Raw genomic sequence first — 18,712 nt, forward strand, 5'->3', positions numbered from 1 at the left:
CATTCTCAATGCAAAAGCACGCGACGCGCGAAGCGAGTTCGCAAATGCAACTTGACACCTCAGATAGTCGCTCATCCAGATTGCCAACCGACTTCCGAAGAGCAAATCGGGGCAATCCGACTTCTCTCCCATGGGGAGAGGTTAGGGCCGGCGCTAAGGCCTGCGGAACCCGGTCGGGCCGCCATAGAGATAGCCGATCCGCTCGACGGCCTCCTTCAGCCCTTCGCGCGAGACCAGCATCGTGTGGCCATTGGCGTGGATCATGTCCTTCGCGTCGGTCATGATCGCGACGTGGCCCTTCCAGAAGACGAGGTCGCCGCGCTGCAGCCCGGAAAAGTCAGGGCCCGGCTCGAGCGGCGCCCCGATCGATGCCGCCTGCATGTCGGAGTCGCGCAGCACATCCTTGCCGGTCATGCGCATCGACAGTTGCACGAGGCCGGAGCAGTCGATGCCGAAGCCGGAGACGCCGCCCCAGAGGTATGGCGTGCCGAGGAAGCTTTCGGCGACCGTCACAAAGTCGGCTGCCACCTCGGTAAGCGGCCGCAGATGGCGGGCAATGACGGCTTGGCCCGATGGCAGCAGCGCGTAGTGCGTGCCGCGCGTTTCCGCGGAACCCGCCACCGTCACCGCGGAGCCCATCGACAGTTGCCCGCCGATCGGAAAGCGCAGGTCCGGTCCGGGATAGAGGAAGGTGCGCGGCACGGAGACGATGTGGGTGGGCGCATGCTCACGTGCGCCGAGTACATTGTCGGCGGCATAGCCGACATAGCCGTCGCGCTCGGCCTGCACCCAGGCCCAGCCTTCCGCAATCTCGAAGACCAGCACGTCGTCGCCGAACAGCGCCTGCGTGTTGATGCCGGCATCGGGGCGCGGAGCCTTGCGCAGGTCGGCGACGGCGGTGGTGATCCGCGCCGGGCGGCCGGCGACAAAGCGGTCGGCGGCGACTTCCCCCTTCAGCCTGGCATCGGCGAGATCAGAACGAAAGGCGTGAAGGCGGGCATCCCTGGCGGTCAAATCGGTAGTCCAGTCAAATGGGTTAATCGGTCAAACAGACGAGTTATCGGTCAGATGGGCAGCTCATGCGCCTTTGCGACGATACCATCGCCGAAGCGCTCGACAAAGAGCGCGCCCTCCACCGTGCGCCGGATCAGCACATTGCGCTTGTCGAGCTCGTCGCGGTGGCGCGAAACCAGCTTCAGCGCGCCCATCGTGTCGAGCGCGCGGGTAATGACCGGCTTGGTGACGTTGAGCCTCGCGGCCAGCCCGCGCACCGTATGCGGCGGCGGATCGAGGTAGATGGTGAGCAGGATGGCGGTCTGGCGCATGGTGAGGTCGGGCGCGTCGTCGCGCACCTGCGACAGCAATACCTGCTGCCACAGTCGCAAGGCCTGGCTCGGGCGCATCGAGATCGACATTTGCCAACCATGACGGCAAATTGTTTCGCTTCCGTTTCAGTCCGCGGCGGCTTTTGCCAGTTTTCTCGTCACACTCACCCGAAGCGCTTCGAGATCACTCGCTCCAGCGCGCGAATGCCTTGCGCCTCGCCCCCGGTCAGGCCGTGCGGGCGGTCATTCGGGTTCCAGGCAAAAATGTCGAAATGCGCCCAGCCGGGCGTCTTCTCGACAAAGCGCTTGAGGAAGAGCGCCGCCGTGATCGATCCGGCGAAGCCGTCCGCCGTGACATTGTTGACGTCGGCGATCTTCGAGGAAAGCTTCGCGTCATAGGGACGCCACAGCGGCATGCGCCACAGCGGATCCTCGACAGCAAGCGAAGCCGCAGCCAGGTCGGACGCCAGTGCCTCGTCGTCGGTATAGAAGGGCGGCAGATCGGGGCCGAGCGCAACACGGGCCGCTCCGGTCAAGGTCGCCATGTCGAACAGCAGGGCCGGCCTTTCCTCGTCGGCAAGCGCCAGAGCGTCGGCCAGCACCAGCCGGCCTTCAGCATCGGTGTTGCCGATCTCCACCGTTATGCCCTTGCGGCTCCTCAGCACGTCGCCAGGCCGGAAGGCATTGCCGGCGATCGAATTCTCGACCGCAGGGATCAGCACGCGCAGCCGCACATTCCGTTTCGCCGCCATGATCATCGAGGCGAGACCCAGCACGTTGGCGGCGCCGCCCATGTCTTTCTTCATCAGCAGCATGCCCGACGACGGCTTGATGTCGAGGCCGCCGGTGTCGAAGCAGACGCCCTTGCCGACCAGCGTCACCTTCGGCGCGTCGCTCGGGCCCCAGGTCATGTCAATCAGCCGCGGCGCGCCGGCCGAGGCGCGGCCGACAACATGGATCATCGGAAAATTCCGCGCCAGGAGATCGTCACCCTTGACGACGGAGACGTCGGCGCCGTGCCCGGCTGCCAATGCCTGGACAGCCTCCTCCAGCTCATCCGGCCCCATGTCGCTCGTCGGCGTGTTGACGAGGTCGCGCGTCAGGAACATAGCCTCGGCGGTGCGGCGCACATGCGCGCCGTCGGCGCCCGACGGCAGCGCCAAGCGCAACGCCCTGCCGGGTTTCTTGCCGTAGCGGGTGAATGCGTAGCCGCCGAGGACGACGGCCAGCGCCGCAAGATCGGGCGCTGGCAGTACCTGGGCGAAATGCCATTCGCCCTCGGGCAGCGACCGCGCCAGGGCGCCCACGGCAAGCTGGCTCTCGCCGTCGCCGGTGCCGAACAGCGCGCCGGCGAGACCGCCACCTTCGGCCGGCAGAACGAGCGTGCGGCCCGCCTCGCCGGAAAAGCCGTTGGCCCGCGCCCAGGCGATGACGGAAGGGGAAAGGCCAGTGCCGTCGAGGCCATCCTTTCCCACCAGATAGACTGGCAAGGCTGCTTCCGGTTTCTGGTCAACGAGTTCGACAGGCATTCGACGGTCTCCGGCCGGCACGGCGAGTCGGCTTCTTAACGATCCGTTAGGGTTAACAGAATATTTCTGTGGGAGGGAAGACGGCCAGCTTAATGGCCGCGCAGGAATGGAGACAGGCGCCGATGCCGATCAAAGCGTTGACCTTCACAAGCAAGCGTCTGGTCACCACGGCATTGATGGCGGTGCTGGCGGCCAGCGTGGCCGGCTGCGGCAGCACCAGCAAGTTCACGACCGGCTCCATTTCCCGCTCCGACAACCGGCCCCTGGAAACGATGTCGGCCAGCGAACTGCACAGCGCCACGACCAAGCTCGGCGAATCCTACGCCCGGAACCCGAATGACAAACGCATCGCCACCAACTATGCCGCGGCGCTGCAGATGGATGGCGACGCCGACCAGTCGCTGGCGGTAATGCGCAAGCTCGCGATCGCCTATCCCAAGGACCGCGACGTGCTCGCCGCCTACGGTAAGGCGCTTGCCGCCAACGGGCAGTTCGAGCAGGCGCTCGATGCGGTGCGCCGCGCGCAGACGCCGGAATATCCGGACTGGCGCCTGGTTTCGGCGGAAGCCGCCATCCTTGACCAGATGGGGCAGCGGGACGAGGCACGTCAGGACTACCGGAAGGCGCTCGAGCTCAAGCCGAACGAACCCTCGATCCTTTCCAATCTTGGCATGTCCTATGTGCTGGAGGGGGATCTGCGCACCGCCGAGACCTATATGCGATCGGCCGCGCAGCAACCCAACGCCGACAGCCGGGTGCGGCAGAACCTGGCGCTGGTCGTCGGCCTGCAGGGTCGTTTCGACGAGGCCGAAAAGATCGCCTCGCAGGAGCTTTCGCCGGAGCAGGCGCAGGCCAACATCGCCTATCTGCGCCAGATGCTTGCGCAGCAGAATGCCTGGAGCCAACTCAAGGATCAGGACAAGGGCAAGGCGAAGGTCGCGACCAACTGACCGCCCGGCACCTACAGAGGTCACCGTTCTACGGAAACCGCGAATTGCTCTAGCTGTTTGTTTTTTCCGCAATTCCGGACGGAAAACCGTTACACACTTTTCCTGGAATTGCTTCAAGGCTAGGCTAGACAGCAAAGCCGCGCGGCGCCTGCCACGCGGCTTTTGTCATGACTTCGATGGCTTCGCCTATTGGCTGCTGGAATTGTGCTGATCGCCAAAGATGCCGCGCTGGCTGACCTGGATGCCGGCCGGCCCTAGAATGATGGCGAACAGAACCGGCAGGAAGAAGAGGATCATCGGCACGGTGAGCTTGGGCGGCAGTGCTGCGGCCTTCTTTTCGGCCGCATTCATCCGCATGTCGCGGCTTTCCGAGGCAAGCACGCGCAGCGCATGCGCCACCGGCGTGCCGTAGCGCTCCGCCTGGACCAGGGCCTGGGTCACCGCCTTCACCGAATCCAGGCCGGTGCGGCTTGCCAGGTTCTCGTAAGCGACCCTGCGGTCCTGCAGATAGGAGAGCTCGGCATTGGTGAGCACGAATTCCTCGGCGAGGGCGACGGACTGAGTACCGATCTCGTCGGCAACCTTGCGAAGCGCTGCTTCCACCGACATGCCGGATTCGACGCAGATCAACATCAGGTCGAGCGCGTCCGGCCACGCCAGTTGGATCGACTGCTTGCGTTTGGTGGCGCGGTTGTTGACGTAGAGGATCGGCGCATAGAAGCCGCCATAGGCGACAAGAATGCAGACGAACAGCTTGATGAAGGCAGGCTGCTGCGCCAGACCGCCGAGAAGGAACAGATAGATCGCCGCGAGCGCGAATCCGACAAAGGGCAGGATCAGACGAAAGAACAGGAAGCGCGTCAGCGGATTCTGGCCGCGGAAGCCCGCGACTTTCAGCTTCTGCAGCGTGCCTTCGTCGGCAAGCGCGCGCTTGAGATCCAGCCGTTCGACGATGTTGCGCATGCCGATCGACTGTTCCTCGCGCAGACCCTTGCGGCGGCGGTCGGCTTCATTGGCGAGCCGCTGACGCTGCTTTGCGCGCAGCTCATCCCGCTCGAGCGCCACCGTTTTCATGCGCGCCTTGAGCTGATTGCCGCCAAGCGCTGGCATGAGCGTGAAGACGGTCGCAAAAACCGCGATGCCGACCAGGAGCGCGATAAGAAACGAAGGATCGGTTAGCGTCTTGACGACCTGGTCTGTCATTGGATCCGCGTCCCTACACTTCGAAGTTCATCATCTTGCGCATCACCAGGATGCCGATCGACATCCAGACGCCGGAGCAGCCGAGGATCAGATTGCCGACGCTGGTGGTGAATAGCGGCATGATGTAGTTCGGACTTGTCAGATAGACGAGAAAGGCGACGACGAACGGCAGGGCGCCGATGATGACGGCGGATGCCTTTGCTTCCATCGACAGCGCCTGTACCTTGGCCTTCATCTTCTTGCGGTCGCGCAGCACGCGCGAAAGGTTGCCCAGCGCTTCGGAGAGATTGCCGCCGGCCTGCGACTGGATCTGGATGACGATGCCGAAGAAGCCGGCCTCGGTGCATGGCATGGTCTCGGACATGCGCATGGTGGCATCGGGGATCGACATACCCATCTGCTGGGAATCGACGATACGGCGGAATTCGGAGCGGACCGGCTCCGGGGATTCATTGGCGATCAGGCGGATCGCGTCGTTGAGCGGCAGACCGGACTTCACCGCGCGCACGATGATGTCGAGGGCATTCGGGAATTCCTCCAGGAAGGCCTTCACCCGGCGCGCGCGACGAAACGAGACGAACCAGCGCGGCAGGCCGAGGGCTCCGGCCAAGAGAGCGCCGGGCAGGACCAGCAACGGCGCGCCGGCAAGAAAGGCGAGGATCGTAAGCACGATGCCGCAGATCACCGAGTAGATGTAGAAGCGCTCGAGGGAGACGGTCATGCCGGCCTGGCGGATCTGGGCCCTCAGCGGCGGTTTCTTGACGTTGCGGTCATTGGTTTTCTGCTTTTCATCGAGCTGCTTGAGCGAATCCTGAAGCGTCTTGCGCCGTCTGACCGCTTCCGCGGCGCGGTCGCGCGTAGCCTTCACCACCGATCGGTCGGTCTCGGCCGTCTTGATCGTTTCAAGCCGCTTGCCGGCCTGCTTCTCGTTATCGATGCGCTTGAACAGGAAGGCATAGGCTATCGCGCCGGCGCTGAGGCCCGCGAGCACGACGAAAGCCAGAACCGTGGTGTCAATTCCGAACATCGACCGGGGCCCCTACACCTCCAGATGCACTAGAGCGGTTCAGCTTTTTATAAAAGCGCTGACCCGCTCTAAGTATTTGTTTTTACGCAATTCCGGACGGAAAACCGCTACGCACCTTCCCTGGAATTGCTCTAGTCAGCGCGTTTCTCCATGGCCTCGAGCGCGTTGGCGAGGCGCTGCTCCTCGCCATAGTAGCGGGCACGATCCCAGAAATGCGGCCGGCCGATGCCGGTGGAGACATGCTCGCCGATCAGACGGCCGCTCGCGTCCTCGCCCTTGATGTTGTAGAGGACGAGGTCCTGGGTGATGACGACGTCGCCTTCCATGCCGATCACCTCGGTGATGTGGGTGATGCGGCGCGAGCCGTCGCGCAGACGAGCCGCCTGGATGATCACGTCCACCGAGCCGACGACGATCTCGCGCACCGTCCTCTGCGGCAGCGAATAACCGCCCATGGCGATCATCGATTCAATACGGTTCAGGCATTCGCGCGGGCTGTTGGAGTGGATCGTTCCCATCGAGCCGTCATGGCCGGTGTTCATCGCCTGCAGAAGGTCGAACACTTCCGGTCCGCGCACCTCGCCGACGATGATCCGTTCGGGCCGCATGCGCAGGCAGTTCTTGACGAGATCGCGCATGGTCACCTCGCCCTCGCCTTCGAGATTGGGCGGCCTGGTTTCGAGACGGACCACGTGCGGCTGCTGCAGCTGCAGCTCGGCCGAGTCCTCGCAGGTGATGACCCGCTCCTCGCGATCGATGTAGTTGGTCAGGCAGTTGAGCAGCGTCGTCTTGCCCGAGCCGGTACCGCCCGAGATGACGACGTTGCAGCGGACGCGGCCGATGATCTTCAAGATCTCCGCGCCTTGCGGCGAGATGGCGCCGAACTTGACCAGCTGGTCGAGCGTCAGCTTGTCCTTCTTGAACTTGCGGATGGTTAGCGCGGTGCCATCAAGCGACAGCGGCGGCGCGATCACGTTGACGCGCGAGCCGTCGGGAAGGCGCGCGTCGCAAATAGGGCTCGATTCGTCGACGCGGCGGCCGACCTGGCTGACGATGCGCTGGCAGATGTTGAGCAGCTGCTGGTTGTCGCGGAAGCGAATGCTGGTCGGTTCGACCTTGCCGTTGACTTCGATGTAGACGTTCTTTGAACCGTTGACCATGATGTCGGCGATGTCGTCGCGCGCGAGCAGCGGCTCCAGCGGCCCATAGCCGAGCACGTCGTTGCAGATATCCTCGAGCAGCTCTTCCTGCTCGGAGATCGACATCGCGAAATTCTTGATCGCGATGATGTCGTTGACGATGTCGCGGATTTCCTCGCGCGCGCTTTCCGGATCGAGCTTGGCGAGCTGCGAAAGATCGATCGTGTCGATGAGCGCGGAAAACACCTGGCTCTTGGTGTCATAATAGGTTTCGCCGCGCTCGCGCTGGACCCTTTTCGGCGGCTCGGGCGCCATCGGCGGCGCCTCCACCGGACGGCGAACGGGGGACGCGGCGGGCGTGCTCGGCGCGGGCGCGGCCGGCCGATCGACAGCGATCGTCCCAGCCGGAGCGGGAGCGGCCGGAGGAGGTGCTGGCGGACGGAATTCGGGAGCTGCCCGGCTGCCGTCGTCTGTGCCTCTTTTACCAAACATGATCGACTACCCGATGCCGCTCAGCGAGCGTCATTTCTTGCTGCGTGAAAGCTTGCCGAGGATGGCGCCAAGGCTTGCCTTCTTCTTCGCCTTGATCTCGCTGCGCCCTGTCAGCACATGCGCTATTTCGTTGATCGTGCCGACGACCGGACTCTTGGCATCCATCTCGCCGAGCATGCGGCCATTGTTGGCGGCGTTGCCGAACAGCAGCGGCTCGAAATTGATCACCGCCATCGGCGTGATGCCGAGCGGTTCGGAAAAATCCGATGCCGCGATCTCCGGTCGTTTGGGAACGCCCGCCTGATTGATGATCAGCTTCGGCGGCGGATCGTTCGGACGCAGCCGCTTCAGCATGTCGACCATATTCTTGGTGTTGCGCAGATTGGCGAGTTCCGGCGTGGCCGTGATGACGATCTCGTCGGCCTTGATCAGCGTGCTCTTGGTCCAACCGCTCCAGACGTGAGGGACGTCGAGCACGAGCAAGGGCGCGCTGCGCTGCGCCGTTTCGATGACCTGGGAGAAGGCGTCCGGATCGAAATCATAGACGCGCTCGAGCGTGGACGGTGCCGCCAGCAGCGACAAATGCTCGGCGCATTGCGCGAGCAGCCGGTCGAGATAGACCTCGTCGACGCGCTCGGGCGAAAACACCGCCTCGGCGATGCCCTGCGCGGGGTCCCGGTCGAAGTTGATATTGGCGGTGCCGAAGGCGAGATCGAGATCGGCGACGACGACTTCGGACTTGAACAAGGACGACATCGCCCAGGCGACGTTGTGGGCGATCGTCGAGGAGCCGACGCCGCCCTTGGCGCCGATGAAGGCGATGGAGCGGCCGATCGGATCGGACTCGGGGTCGACGAAGATCGACGAGACGACGCTGACGATATCGGTCATCGAGACCGGCGCGATGACATATTCGGAAATGCCCGAACGGATAAGCTCCCGGTAGAGGCCGACATCATTGTAATGGCCGATGACCACGACCTTCGAGGTCGGATCGCAATATTCGGCGAGCTGAGCGAGCTGCTCCAGCAGCTGTTTCGGCTCGCTGCGCGATTCCAGCAGGATCAGGTTTGGCGTCGGCGCCGACTGGTAGAATTCGATCGCGGTGGCGATGCCGCCCATATGGACCTTGAGATGGGCCTTGGCCATGCGGCGGTCCTCGCCGGCGCGCCCGATCGGATTTGCGACGCCTTCGGTCTCGCAGAAAGCCTGGATCGAGATGCGCGGCACCGGGCGCAGCGCCTGCATGGCGGCGATGTCCTGTTGCGAAAGATCGCCGGTATCCGCAGGCGTGTCGTAGGCAAGATTGCTCATCGTCATGCTCTTTCCGTGATCCGCAGCGGGCTCAGTAGGTCACTTCCGAATTGCCGAGGAACTCATCCGAAATGCCTCTCGCCCGATAGACGTCGATCACCGCGCCGCGATTTTCGGCATCGATGTCGGACTGCTTGCGTGGCCCGAGCAGATCGTTGGGATTGGCCATCTGGGCGGCGAGGTTGTTCTGATAGGAGCACCCGAAATCGGCGTAGTGCTTGTTCTCGGAAGTCTCGGTCAGATCCTCGGGCCAACGCCCGCATTTGTCGGTCTGTGCCCTCACCGCCACGAAGGCCACGCGGACCGGCGCCGAAGCCTCGGGCACGGCCGACTGATAGGAGGTCATGATGATATTGTTGCGCTTGACGCCTGCGGCCATCGCAAGTCTGGCGAAATCGCGGCTCGCGGCCTGGGCGGCGGCCTGGTTCGCGGAACCCACCGGGGCCGCGATCGTCAGCGCCGGCGCGGCGCTCCTGTCGTAGCCGTCGAGGAAGCCGAGCAGAGTGTCGCGCTGCGAAGCCGTCATGCCGCGATCACCGGCGCCGACCGGGAGGTCGATCTTCTGGTTCTTCTCGGCGATAACGATCGGATGATTGGTGCGGTAGTCGTCCGGAATGGAGCCCACTGTCACACTATCGCGATGGAAGTTGGCGCATCCGGCGAGCGACGCCGCAAAGGCGATCGCCAGGACCGGAGCCGACCCGCGGAATCGTCCGCGGCCCGATTGTGCCGCTGCGATCGTCATGGCCTTCGATGTTGAGTTGGACATGTCCGCTTTCCCGCTCACTTGTAGATGAAGCCGACAACGCCGTGGTAACGGCCAGGTGGCCTATCGGTCTGCATGGTGCCGTAGACGCGATTGACGCGACCGAGGAACATGCCGGCGCCGTCGCTCGGCGCATTGAAATTATCGTCGGGCTTGGCCAATTCGTTGCGCGCCACGGGCCGCGCCAGATAGGGCGTGATGATGATCACGAGCTCGCTCTCGTTGCGCACGAAGTCGCGGCTGCGGAAGAGCGCGCCGAGCACCGGAATCTTGGTCAGTCCGGGCAATCCAACGACGGCCTGCCTGACGTCGTCGCGCACAAGGCCTGCGATCATCATCGAGCCGCCGGAAGGCAGTTCCACCGTCGTATCGGCCAGGCGTTTGCGGAGCGACAAAGCGTTCATGCCGATGCTGCTGTTATCCGTGGATGCCGACACGGAGCCCTCGGTTGTCGGTTCGGAAACCGACGTTCTCACCTTCAGGCTGATGCGGCCGGGTGACAGCACCACCGGCTGAAACTCCAATCCGATGCCGTATTCGATCTTCTCGACCTGATAGTTCTTCAGGCCGGTCTGGTTGTCGTTGGAGACGTTGGCGGTAACATTGGTCACCATATTGTATTCGCCGCCGACCTTGAAGGTCGCCTTCTCCCCGGACACGGCGGTCAAGGTCGGCTCGGCCAAGGTCTTCATGACCCCCGACTGCTCCATTGCGTTGATATAGGACTGCAGCCCGGACGCACTGATCCCTAGGCCCGCGTTCGACAGCGGCTTACCGAGACCAGCGTAAGGGTCGCTGAGCGCGCCCCAGGAGATGCCGTTGCTGCCGCCGCTGGCCATCATGTTGACGCCGAGCTGCTTCATCACCGAGCGGCTGACTTCGGCCACCGTCACCTTCAGCGTCACCTGATCGTCGCCGATGATCTGCAGCAGATTGACGATCTTGGAAACCCGGCGCTCCTGGTCGGGATTGTTGATGTCGACGCCGCCGTTGGCGGACCCGCCGGCGGCCGTCTGTGAATATTGGCCGGTCGTCGCTTCACCGCCCGAGACGAAGATGGTGGCCAGGTCGACGGCGCGCTTGGCGTCGAGCGGTGTATCGACATTGCCGGTGAGAATCACGTTGTCGTTCAGCAGCTCGACCTTGATCTGCGACGTCGGGAGGAAGCGCTTGAGATAGTCTTCCAGCCCGGCCACGTCGCGTTCGACCGCCAGGTCAAGACTGGCGATCTGCTCGCCGTTGGGGCCGAAGACGAAGATGTTGGTTTCGCCGACCGCCTTGCCGAACAGATAGATGCGGCGCGCCGTGCGCGTGACTGCGTCGGCGACCGCGGGATTGGCGACGAGTATGTCGTAGGCGTCGCTCGGCAGGTCGATGACCACCGACTTGTTGAGGCCGAGCTTGACGCGCTGCGAGGCAACCGAGGCCGTCACACCCGCTGCCCTGTTCGCGGCCTTGGCCTCGACGAGCCCAGGCGCATTGGTGCCGATCAGGAACAGGCCGATGGCGGCCGCCGCGATGACGGGCAGTTTGCCGATTAGGCTCATTTCCTTGCTCCCACTTCGGAAACCTGGCCCGACTTGATCAACCGCACCGTGCCGCGCCGGCCATTGCCGTTCACCAGATAGTCGGCTTCGCCCAGGTTCTTCTCATTCGTGTCGGTGATCGAACGCAGCGCCAGGGTCAGGCGGTCCGCCATCTGCTGCGCCACGGTGATGATCTCCGCCTGCTGCGGCGTGAGCTCCAGCGTCGCGGTCTGGCCGACCCTGGTCTTCTTGCCTTCCTCGTCCTCCTGGATGGTCTGGTCGATGGCCAGGACACGGATGTTCTTCAGGATGGTCTCGGTATTGAAGCCGCTGCCGCCATTGCTGGCGTCGGCGCGCCGGGTCATGATGACGTCGACGAAGTCATTGGGCAGGATGAAGCCGCCGGCGGACGTATCGGCCGATATGGCGGTCGCGACCGCGCGCATGCCGGACGGCAGGATCGAGGACATGAAGCTCTGCCCCTCGCCGACCAGCTTGGAACGCCGCAACGGCTCACCGGCATACATGGCTACACGCGCCACCGAGCCCTTCAGCTTTTCGACTGCGTCCGGTTCGGCCGCACGGGTGATGAAATTGGCGTTGATGCCGCTCGCCGGCCACTGCTCCCACCTGATGTTGTCACCGAGCTGGCTGCCCATTGCGACATCGCCGGAAAGCGCCAACACGTCCTGCAGCGCGATCGCCGGCTGCTTGGGAGCGTTGACGACGACTTGAGCCGGCGGCGCCACTACCATGTTCTTCGCGACATAACCCGCGCCACCCGCCGCGGCCACGGCCACGCTCAGAATAATCAGTCGGGATGCTGGCATTCGTCCGGACCCTTCGCCTCAAGGCAAACCACCTCGCCAAGCCGGACTTTGCAGCCGCAATCGTCAAAACAAGGTTAATGCAATGCTTACGATCGTGATTAATTTAACGTTTACTCAAATTGGACCGAACCGCCTTGCCGTTAACAAAAAAAGGCGGCCAAGCGCCGCGAGAACCCTTGTCACAGAAACGGATTTTCCGAAGGCAACAAGCTGTTTGGTAGGCGTAAAGCCAGACTCCGTAGCGCACCGAGCGCATCTGAAGATGGCGATATGCTTTAGGTCGTGAGCCTATCCAGCGCCCAGACCATCAACGAAGAATCCGGAAAGGTGAGGAGCCCGCCAAGACCAAGCGCGACGCCATAAGGAATGCCTGCGGTCTCGTCGGCGAAATGGCGCAGAAAACGGTTGTGGCCGGTGTAGATCGCAAATGGCGATTTCCGGTAGGCCAGAATGGCAACCGTCAGCAGGCCGCCGATCAATGTCGAGGTGACTAGGTAGCCGATGAGATTGATGTTGAGCCCCATCCATACGGCGGTCGCGGCCAGCAGCTTGGCATCGCCGCCGCCCATGCCGCCGAGCGCGAATAGTCCGAACGTCGCGGCCAGCACCAGGGCACCTGCCGCGAAATGCCCGCCATAGATGGCCCAGTCCATCCCGGTCAAAGGAGCGACCAGAGCGAACGTCGCCACGAGCAGCACCGGCACGCGGTTGGCGATCGTCATCGAAAGCATGTCGGAGATCGCCGCAAACAGCATGCAGAAAGGAAAGACGACGAAGATTACAGCTTCAAGCATGAGACAACACAATGCCGTGAGAAAAGTAACACGCCCAGTCTAGCCACACGCCATTAACGGTCGGTGAGTGCCGACGACCAATTCGCGCGCAACCAGATGCTGCAACGAACAAGGGCCGCCTCGAGGCGGCCCTTCTCGTCGAGAGCGACTTCGTCGTCCTCGGTTGATCTTAGTTGGAGTTTTGGACCGCACTGGCAATTGCCTTGAACTTGGTGTTCAGGGCAGTGCCGAGCTGGCCGGCGCCGACCATGATGGCGAGCGCGATGAGGGCGGCGATCAGACCGTATTCGATGGCGGTCGCGCCGGATTCGTCCTTTACGAAACGTGCGATGAGGTTAGACATTCGAGAGCTCCTACTCCACGTGTTACAGCACTTCCGTCAACTTCTCTTGCCGGTTGATCGGATGTGACAAATCTAGAGGGAAGCCCTTTCGATCGGCTTAATAAATACCCTTACCGATTCCTTTCCGGAGGCGATCCCGTTGCTTGGTTAACCGTGGCCTAAACCTCCAGAGGCGGAGCGGCGGGCAGGAAAAGCGCGGAGATCCGGCCCATCCGCGATTTCGCTAAAGCAGCGTAGGTTCTCGGCTTATGACCGCGGAGCCGACCAATCCTTATCGCGGCCATGCGGCGCTTAACCGTCGGTTCACCAATTTCGTTCATGTTCCGTTGAACAGTCTGCCGCTCCGGAGCGCTTCAATGACCTCGTCGAGATCGCCATTTTCAGTCGTCACGCTGTTGGCTGTCGCCGCATCCGTCATGCCGGCCAGCGCCGGCGCCGGCATCGAGGTCACCATGAATCAAGCAAAGATCGTCAAGTTGTCGCGCGCGGCCGATACGATCGTCGTCGGCAATCCGGCCATCGCCGATGCCGCCGTGCAGGACGCCTCGACAGTCGTTCTCACCGGCAAGGGTTTCGGCGTGACCAATCTGGTCGTGCTCGATTCCGATGGCAGCCCGATCATAGATGAGCAGGTGACGGTCGTCCGACAAGCCGCGTCCTCGGTGCGCATCTATCGACGCGCCGAAGTCCAGACCATGTCCTGCACGCCCTATTGCGAAAGCTCGTACAAGAGCGAGGCTGAGAAAACGTCCGAAACGGAAATGAACGCAGCCCGCTGAGCTTAAGGACGCAAGCGCCCGCAGGTTAACAGCGGGTTAAGGGCAGCCCACCGAGTTTAACGCTGATCCAAACCGGACCTCAATGGGTGGTCGATAGGTTGCAGCCGACATTGCAAGGATCGGCAGGAACGGAACATGAGCAGGGCGCCCAAGGGTGGCATGGACGGCAAGGCCGAGGCAAAGCCACGCCCCGGTTTCTTCAGCGACAGGCGCGGCAGCACGGCATTGGAATTCGCAATGCTGGCCATGCCGTTCGCGTTGCTCGTTTTCGCCATTCTGGAGAGCTGCATCTCGTTCGCCGGCCAGGAAGTGATGGCCAACGCCACCGACGATATCGCGCGCCAGCTGCGAACCGGCCAGCTCAAGAAGGCCAACGTCACCGACGCCTCGATCAAGACGATGATCTGCGACAGGCTGGAGATCATGGTCGCCACGAACTGCCCCGGTTCCGGGTCAAATGCTTCCCTGTTGGTGGACCTGCGCGAATATCCGACCTTCGCCGACGCCGCAGCGGCGGGCTTCAAGATCCAGAACGGCGAAATCGTGCTGACAGGCACGAGCTCGACGACTTTCACGGTGTCGCCGGGGCTGGCGGAATCGAAGAACATGCTGCGGGTTTTCTACAAATGGCCGGTGATCACCGATTTCCTGGCTAAACAGATGTCCAATCTGAATGGCGGCAAGACGCTGCACTTCGCATCGGTGACCTGGCAGAACGAACCATTCGACGACTGAAGCAGGTCGCGTGAGGCAACCTGCTTTGGCTTTTTGATTTTCGGCATGTCTCCCGAAACCGGGTCCACTTCGGGAGACATGCTTCAAGATTGCGGCCGGCCGAGACTTACGGCGGTGTGGGGGTAGGATATGTACCGTGCGGGGGCACAGCGGCGAGTTTCGGCTTTCGTGACGAAGGCGGCACGGTTTTGCCTCGATCGCCGCGGCGTCGCGGCAATCGAGTTCGCGTTCATCGTGCCGGTGCTGCTCATCATGTACTTCATCACGATGGAAGCCTCGCAGGCCATCGAGACCAGCAAGAAGGTCAGCCGCATCGGCAGCATGGTGGCGGATCTCGTCACGCAGCAGACCAGCGTCACGAAAGCCGATCTCGACGCGATCATGAAGATCGGCACCTCGACGCTGCAGCCCTACAACCGCTCCACGCCGACAATCATCATCACCGGGATCCAGATCTCCGACGAGGCATCGCCCAAGGCGACGGTGGCCTGGTCGCGCAAGCTAGTGGGCACCACCTATAGCGCCGACGCGGCGAAGACCAGCCCCACCAACGTTCCGTCGACGCTGAATATCCGCAACACCTTCCTTGTTCGGGTGGAAAGCGACCTCGGCTATAAGCCGATCATCACCTGGTCAGCCGACAGTTCGTCGACGCTTGGATTGACCTCGGCCTTCAACAACATATCGATGGGCGAAACGTACTATCTGAGGCCGCGCCGCGGTCCTACGGTTCCTTGCACCGACTGCTGACGGACTAATCCCCGCGAGTTTCCCGCCGCACGATGGCCAGGGCCGTTGCGTAGTCCTTTGATACGGCCAGTTCGAAGCCGCCGGAGTGCGTCGGCTCCAGAAGATCGTAGACGTCCGGAGTCAGCGACTTGAGATTGGTCAGAAACACGGCCAGCCGGCGCTTGGCTTCGGCGTCGAGATCGCTGCGCACCGCATGAGGCCCATATCGCAGCGGAGCCGAGCTCCACAGCACCCGAAGCGACGTCTTCGGGACGCCGGCGGCCGCAAGCCGCAGGATGGTGCCCCCCGTGTCGGTAGGCTGGCCGTCGGCGCCGACAGGCTCCCAGCCGAACAGGCCGTCGGCTTCGCCGTCGCCGAGCATCGCCTCGGCCGCGGTGGCCGACGAGGCGCGCGCCAGGAAAGGTGAATCCTGCGCGATCTGCACCCCTTCGCCGGCCAGTCCGGTCAGCGGCAGGAGAGAACCGGCGACATTGTCGGCGGGCGCGATGGCGATCCGATGCGAGGCGATCGCTGTGAGGCCCGGCACTTTGCCGTCGCGCGTCACCAGCACGGAACGCACGCCGGCGGCTCCATCGGCATCGACAGGCGCCACCAGCGGCTCGACACAGCCGCAGCGCTCCGAAGCCGTAGCATAGGCGAGCGCCGAATAGACCGCATACTGTATGCGGCCGCTCGCCTGAGCCTCGATCAATGCCGCATAGTCGCGAGCAACCACGAACTCGACCTTCATGCCGAGAGCGTTCGTATAGGCATCCGTCAAGCGGGCCAGACCAGGTACCGTGTTGCCTCCTCCGGGCTCGGCGACGATTCCTATGCGAAACGTGCCGATGTCGTCGCGCCAGTCGGCATGCGCCGGCGGGGCCGCGGAGAGCACCGCGAGAGCCGCCGCGCAGGTCCTCAATGCCTGGCTTGCCGCCGATTTTGCGCCCATGCCCATCCTTGCCGCATTCCCTCGATCCGCACCACTTTGCACCAAGCCGTTGCGGTCTGGCATCCGATTTGCCAACGCCGCTGCGGAACTCTATGTCTGGCTGGTTAGATTGGCACGATGGCACCCCTATGGCGCGGGCTTTCCTATTCGTTCTCGATTCTTTCGGCATCGGCGGAGCGGCCGATGCCGAACGCTACGGCGATGCCGGCGCCGACACATTCGGACACATCGCACAGGCTTGCGCCGAGGGCCGTGCGGATCGTGGAGGCCTGCGCAGCGGACCGCTTGCCGTGCCCAACATGATCTCGCTCGGGCTCGCCCGCGCCGCCAAGACGGCAACCGGGCTGACGATCGACCTCGACGCGCCGCTGCTTGCCGCGTCGTTCCATGGCGCTGCCCAGGAGGTCTCGAGCGGCAAGGACACGCCGTCGGGCCATTGGGAGATTGCCGGCCTGCCCGTGCGTTTCGACTGGGGTTATTTTCCCGACACCGCGCCCGCCTTCCCGGCCGAGCTGACCGGCGCGATCATCCGCGAAGGCAAGGTGCCGGGCATCCTCGGCGATTGCCATGCGCCAGGGACCGAGATCATCGAGCGCTTCGGCGAGGAACACATCCGGACCGGCAAGCCCATCTGTTACACATCGGTCGACTCCGTATTGCAAATCGCCGCGCACGAGACGCATTTCGGCCTGGAGCGGCTCTACGAGCTTTGCTTGACGGTGCGCCGGCTGGTCGATCCGCTCAACATCGGGCGGGTGATCGCGCGGCCCTTCGTCGGCGAGACAAGCGCCACCTTCCAGCGCACCCACAACCGCCGCGACTATGCCGTGCCGCCGCCGGAGCCGACCTTGCTCGACCGGCTGACCGAGCGCGGCAGCAAGGTCATCGCCGTCGGCAAGATCGGCGACATCTTCGCCCATCGCGGCATCGCGGAGGTGCGCAAGGCGGGCGGCAATATGGCGATGTTCGACAAGGCGCTCTCCGCCATGGACGACGCCGGCGAAGGCGATCTGGTCTTTGCGAATTTCGTCGATTTCGATACCGAGTTCGGCCATCGGCGCGATGTCGCCGGCTACGCCGGAGCGCTTGAGGCCTTCGATCGCCGGCTGCCGGAAGCGCTGTCGCGCTTCAAGTCGGGCGACCTTCTCATCCTCACCGCCGACCACGGCAACGATCCGACCTGGCGCGGCACCGATCATACCCGCGAACGCGTTCCGGTGATCGGGATAGGGCCGGGACTGAAGGGCGGCGACATCGGGCTCAGGCCGACCTTCGCCGATATCGGCGAAACCATCGCGGATCATCTCGGGCTTGCGCCTGGCCGCCACGGCACCTCTTTCCTCGCGACGATAGGCGGCCATGCCCGAACTGCCTGAAGTCGAAACGGTGCGGCGGGGGCTGCAGCCGGTCCTGGAAGGGGCGCGGCTCGTAAATGTCGAGGCGCGACGGCCAGACCTTCGCTTTCCCTTTCCCGAACGGTTCTCGGAGCGGCTTGCCGGCAAGACCGTGACGGCGCTTGGCAGGCGCGCCAAATATCTGACGATGCACATCGAAAACGGTCCGGTGCTGATCTGCCATCTCGGCATGTCGGGATCGTTCCGCGTCGAAACCGATGGGAACGGACAAATTCCCGGCAGCTTCCATCACGAGCGCTCGAAGAGCGCGGCGCATGACCACGTCGTATTCGATGTCGACTCCCCGAAGGGCGAGCGGTCCCGCGTCATCTTCAACGACCCGCGCCGTTTCGGCTTCATGCTGTTTGCCGAAGGCGCGCCGGACGCGCATCCAATGCTGGCGGGGCTGGGCATCGAGCCGACCGGCAATGCGCTCGACGGTCCCCTGCTCGCCTCGCTGCTCGAAGGCCGCAGATCGCCGCTCAAGGCCGCGTTGCTCGACCAGCGGCTGATCGCCGGGCTCGGCAACATATATGTGTCGGAAGCGCTGTGGCGCGCCGGCCTGTCGCCGCTGCGCGAAGCCGGCACCATAGCCGGCTCCGGCAAGAGAGCGAAAGAGCAATGCGAACGCTTGGCCGCCGCCATCCGCTCGGTCATCGCCGACGCGATCGCCGCCGGCGGTTCCTCGCTGCGCGACTATGTCCAGGCAGACGGGTCGCTTGGCTATTTCCAGCATTCCTTCGCGGTCTATGACCGCGAAGACGAGCCATGTCCGAAACCGGGCTGCGGCGGCCATATCGAGCGCATCGTGCAGAGCGGCCGATCGACGTTCTATTGCCGGACCTGTCAGCGGTGAGCTAGACCGGTCTCCTCAATCGAAGCGAG

19 protein-coding genes are annotated in these 18,712 nt (G+C 63.5%); 6 read left to right on the forward strand and 13 right to left on the reverse strand.

What is annotated here, in order from left to right; genetic code table 11:
* Window positions 1-153: 153 nt before the first annotated feature.
* The 3 genes from CK218_RS12990 to CK218_RS13000 all read right to left on the reverse strand — a co-directional run bounded on the left by CK218_RS12990 (window position 154) and on the right by CK218_RS13000 (window position 2,854).
* Window positions 154-1,014: an NlpC/P60 family protein gene (locus CK218_RS12990; protein ID WP_095828002.1), complete on the reverse strand. Its 861-nt coding sequence runs from the start codon at window positions 1,012-1,014 to the stop codon at window positions 154-156.
* 50 nt (window positions 1,015-1,064) lie between these two features.
* Window positions 1,065-1,415, reverse strand: coding sequence for a MarR family winged helix-turn-helix transcriptional regulator (locus CK218_RS12995; protein ID WP_066996450.1), 351 nt, complete (start codon window positions 1,413-1,415; stop codon window positions 1,065-1,067).
* Window positions 1,416-1,489: 74 nt separating this feature from the next.
* Complete coding sequence (locus CK218_RS13000) at window positions 1,490-2,854, reverse strand: leucyl aminopeptidase family protein (protein ID WP_095828003.1); 1,365 nt, start codon at window positions 2,852-2,854, stop codon at window positions 1,490-1,492.
* A 122-nt stretch (window positions 2,855-2,976) separates the two neighbouring features.
* On the opposite strand from CK218_RS13000, the gene CK218_RS13005 reads away from it, so the two are divergent.
* Window positions 2,977-3,804 carry a tetratricopeptide repeat protein gene (locus CK218_RS13005; protein WP_095828205.1) on the forward strand — a complete coding sequence of 276 codons (828 nt, stop codon included), beginning with the start codon at window positions 2,977-2,979 and terminating at the stop codon, window positions 3,802-3,804.
* A gap of 186 nt (window positions 3,805-3,990) precedes the next feature.
* Here CK218_RS13005 and CK218_RS13010 read toward each other — a convergent pair whose 3' ends face one another.
* The 9 genes from CK218_RS13010 to CK218_RS13050 form a co-directional block, all read right to left on the reverse strand.
* Window positions 3,991-5,007 (reverse strand): type II secretion system F family protein, encoded by a 1,017-nt coding sequence (locus tag CK218_RS13010; RefSeq protein ID WP_066996444.1) that lies wholly within the window; start codon window positions 5,005-5,007, stop codon window positions 3,991-3,993.
* A gap of 13 nt (window positions 5,008-5,020) precedes the next feature.
* Window positions 5,021-6,034, reverse strand: a complete 1,014-nt coding sequence (locus CK218_RS13015; protein WP_066996441.1) for a type II secretion system F family protein — start codon at window positions 6,032-6,034, stop codon at window positions 5,021-5,023.
* A gap of 131 nt (window positions 6,035-6,165) precedes the next feature.
* On the reverse strand, window positions 6,166-7,665 hold the full coding sequence (locus CK218_RS13020; RefSeq protein WP_066996438.1) for a CpaF family protein: 1,500 nt from the start codon (window positions 7,663-7,665) through the stop codon (window positions 6,166-6,168).
* A gap of 30 nt (window positions 7,666-7,695) precedes the next feature.
* The gene (locus tag CK218_RS13025; RefSeq protein WP_170950412.1) at window positions 7,696-8,979 is read right to left on the reverse strand and encodes a CpaE family protein; all 1,284 of its coding nucleotides are present in this window, start codon (window positions 8,977-8,979) and stop codon (window positions 7,696-7,698) included.
* A gap of 31 nt (window positions 8,980-9,010) precedes the next feature.
* Window positions 9,011-9,748: a CpaD family pilus assembly protein gene (locus CK218_RS13030; protein WP_095828004.1), complete on the reverse strand. Its 738-nt coding sequence runs from the start codon at window positions 9,746-9,748 to the stop codon at window positions 9,011-9,013.
* A gap of 14 nt (window positions 9,749-9,762) precedes the next feature.
* On the reverse strand, window positions 9,763-11,292 hold the full coding sequence (locus CK218_RS13035; RefSeq protein WP_095777482.1) for a type II and III secretion system protein family protein: 1,530 nt from the start codon (window positions 11,290-11,292) through the stop codon (window positions 9,763-9,765).
* Window positions 11,289-12,101 carry a Flp pilus assembly protein CpaB gene (gene cpaB, locus CK218_RS13040; protein WP_067324575.1) on the reverse strand — a complete coding sequence of 271 codons (813 nt, stop codon included), beginning with the start codon at window positions 12,099-12,101 and terminating at the stop codon, window positions 11,289-11,291. Before cpaB ends, CK218_RS13035 begins: the two co-directional genes overlap by 4 nt.
* A 275-nt stretch (window positions 12,102-12,376) precedes the next feature.
* Window positions 12,377-12,895 (reverse strand): prepilin peptidase, encoded by a 519-nt coding sequence (locus CK218_RS13045; RefSeq protein ID WP_095777483.1) that lies wholly within the window; start codon window positions 12,893-12,895, stop codon window positions 12,377-12,379.
* Window positions 12,896-13,064: 169 nt separating this feature from the next.
* A complete protein-coding gene (locus CK218_RS13050) occupies window positions 13,065-13,238 on the reverse strand; it encodes a Flp family type IVb pilin (RefSeq protein ID WP_067324571.1) in 174 nt (57 codons plus the stop codon).
* Window positions 13,239-13,594: 356 nt separating this feature from the next.
* Here CK218_RS13050 and CK218_RS13055 point away from each other — a divergent pair, with 356 nt between their 5' ends.
* The 3 genes from CK218_RS13055 to CK218_RS13065 all read left to right on the forward strand — a co-directional run bounded on the left by CK218_RS13055 (window position 13,595) and on the right by CK218_RS13065 (window position 15,502).
* Entirely contained in the window at window positions 13,595-14,017 is a 423-nt protein-coding gene (locus tag CK218_RS13055; protein ID WP_095777602.1) for a pilus assembly protein N-terminal domain-containing protein, read from the forward strand.
* A gap of 135 nt (window positions 14,018-14,152) precedes the next feature.
* On the forward strand, window positions 14,153-14,752 hold the full coding sequence (locus tag CK218_RS13060) for a TadE/TadG family type IV pilus assembly protein (protein WP_095828005.1): 600 nt from the start codon (window positions 14,153-14,155) through the stop codon (window positions 14,750-14,752).
* Window positions 14,753-14,881: 129 nt separating this feature from the next.
* A complete protein-coding gene (locus CK218_RS13065; protein ID WP_095777485.1) occupies window positions 14,882-15,502 on the forward strand; it encodes a TadE/TadG family type IV pilus assembly protein in 621 nt (206 codons plus the stop codon).
* Window positions 15,503-15,506: 4 nt separating this feature from the next.
* On the opposite strand, the gene CK218_RS13070 is transcribed toward CK218_RS13065, so the two are convergent.
* Window positions 15,507-16,433 carry a PhnD/SsuA/transferrin family substrate-binding protein gene (locus CK218_RS13070; protein WP_066996502.1) on the reverse strand — a complete coding sequence of 309 codons (927 nt, stop codon included), beginning with the start codon at window positions 16,431-16,433 and terminating at the stop codon, window positions 15,507-15,509.
* Between the two features lie 128 nt (window positions 16,434-16,561).
* On the opposite strand from CK218_RS13070, the gene CK218_RS13075 reads away from it, so the two are divergent.
* Together CK218_RS13075 and mutM are read left to right on the forward strand one after the other, a co-directional pair.
* Window positions 16,562-17,809 carry a phosphopentomutase gene (locus CK218_RS13075; RefSeq protein ID WP_095828006.1) on the forward strand — a complete coding sequence of 416 codons (1,248 nt, stop codon included), beginning with the start codon at window positions 16,562-16,564 and terminating at the stop codon, window positions 17,807-17,809.
* Entirely contained in the window at window positions 17,793-18,683 is an 891-nt protein-coding gene (mutM, locus tag CK218_RS13080) for a bifunctional DNA-formamidopyrimidine glycosylase/DNA-(apurinic or apyrimidinic site) lyase (RefSeq protein ID WP_095828007.1), read from the forward strand. Before CK218_RS13075 ends, mutM begins: the two co-directional genes overlap by 17 nt.
* The last annotated feature ends 29 nt before the right edge of the window (window positions 18,684-18,712 follow it).

Source organism: Mesorhizobium sp. WSM3879 (assembly GCF_002294915.1).
GTDB lineage: Bacteria > Pseudomonadota > Alphaproteobacteria > Rhizobiales > Rhizobiaceae > Mesorhizobium.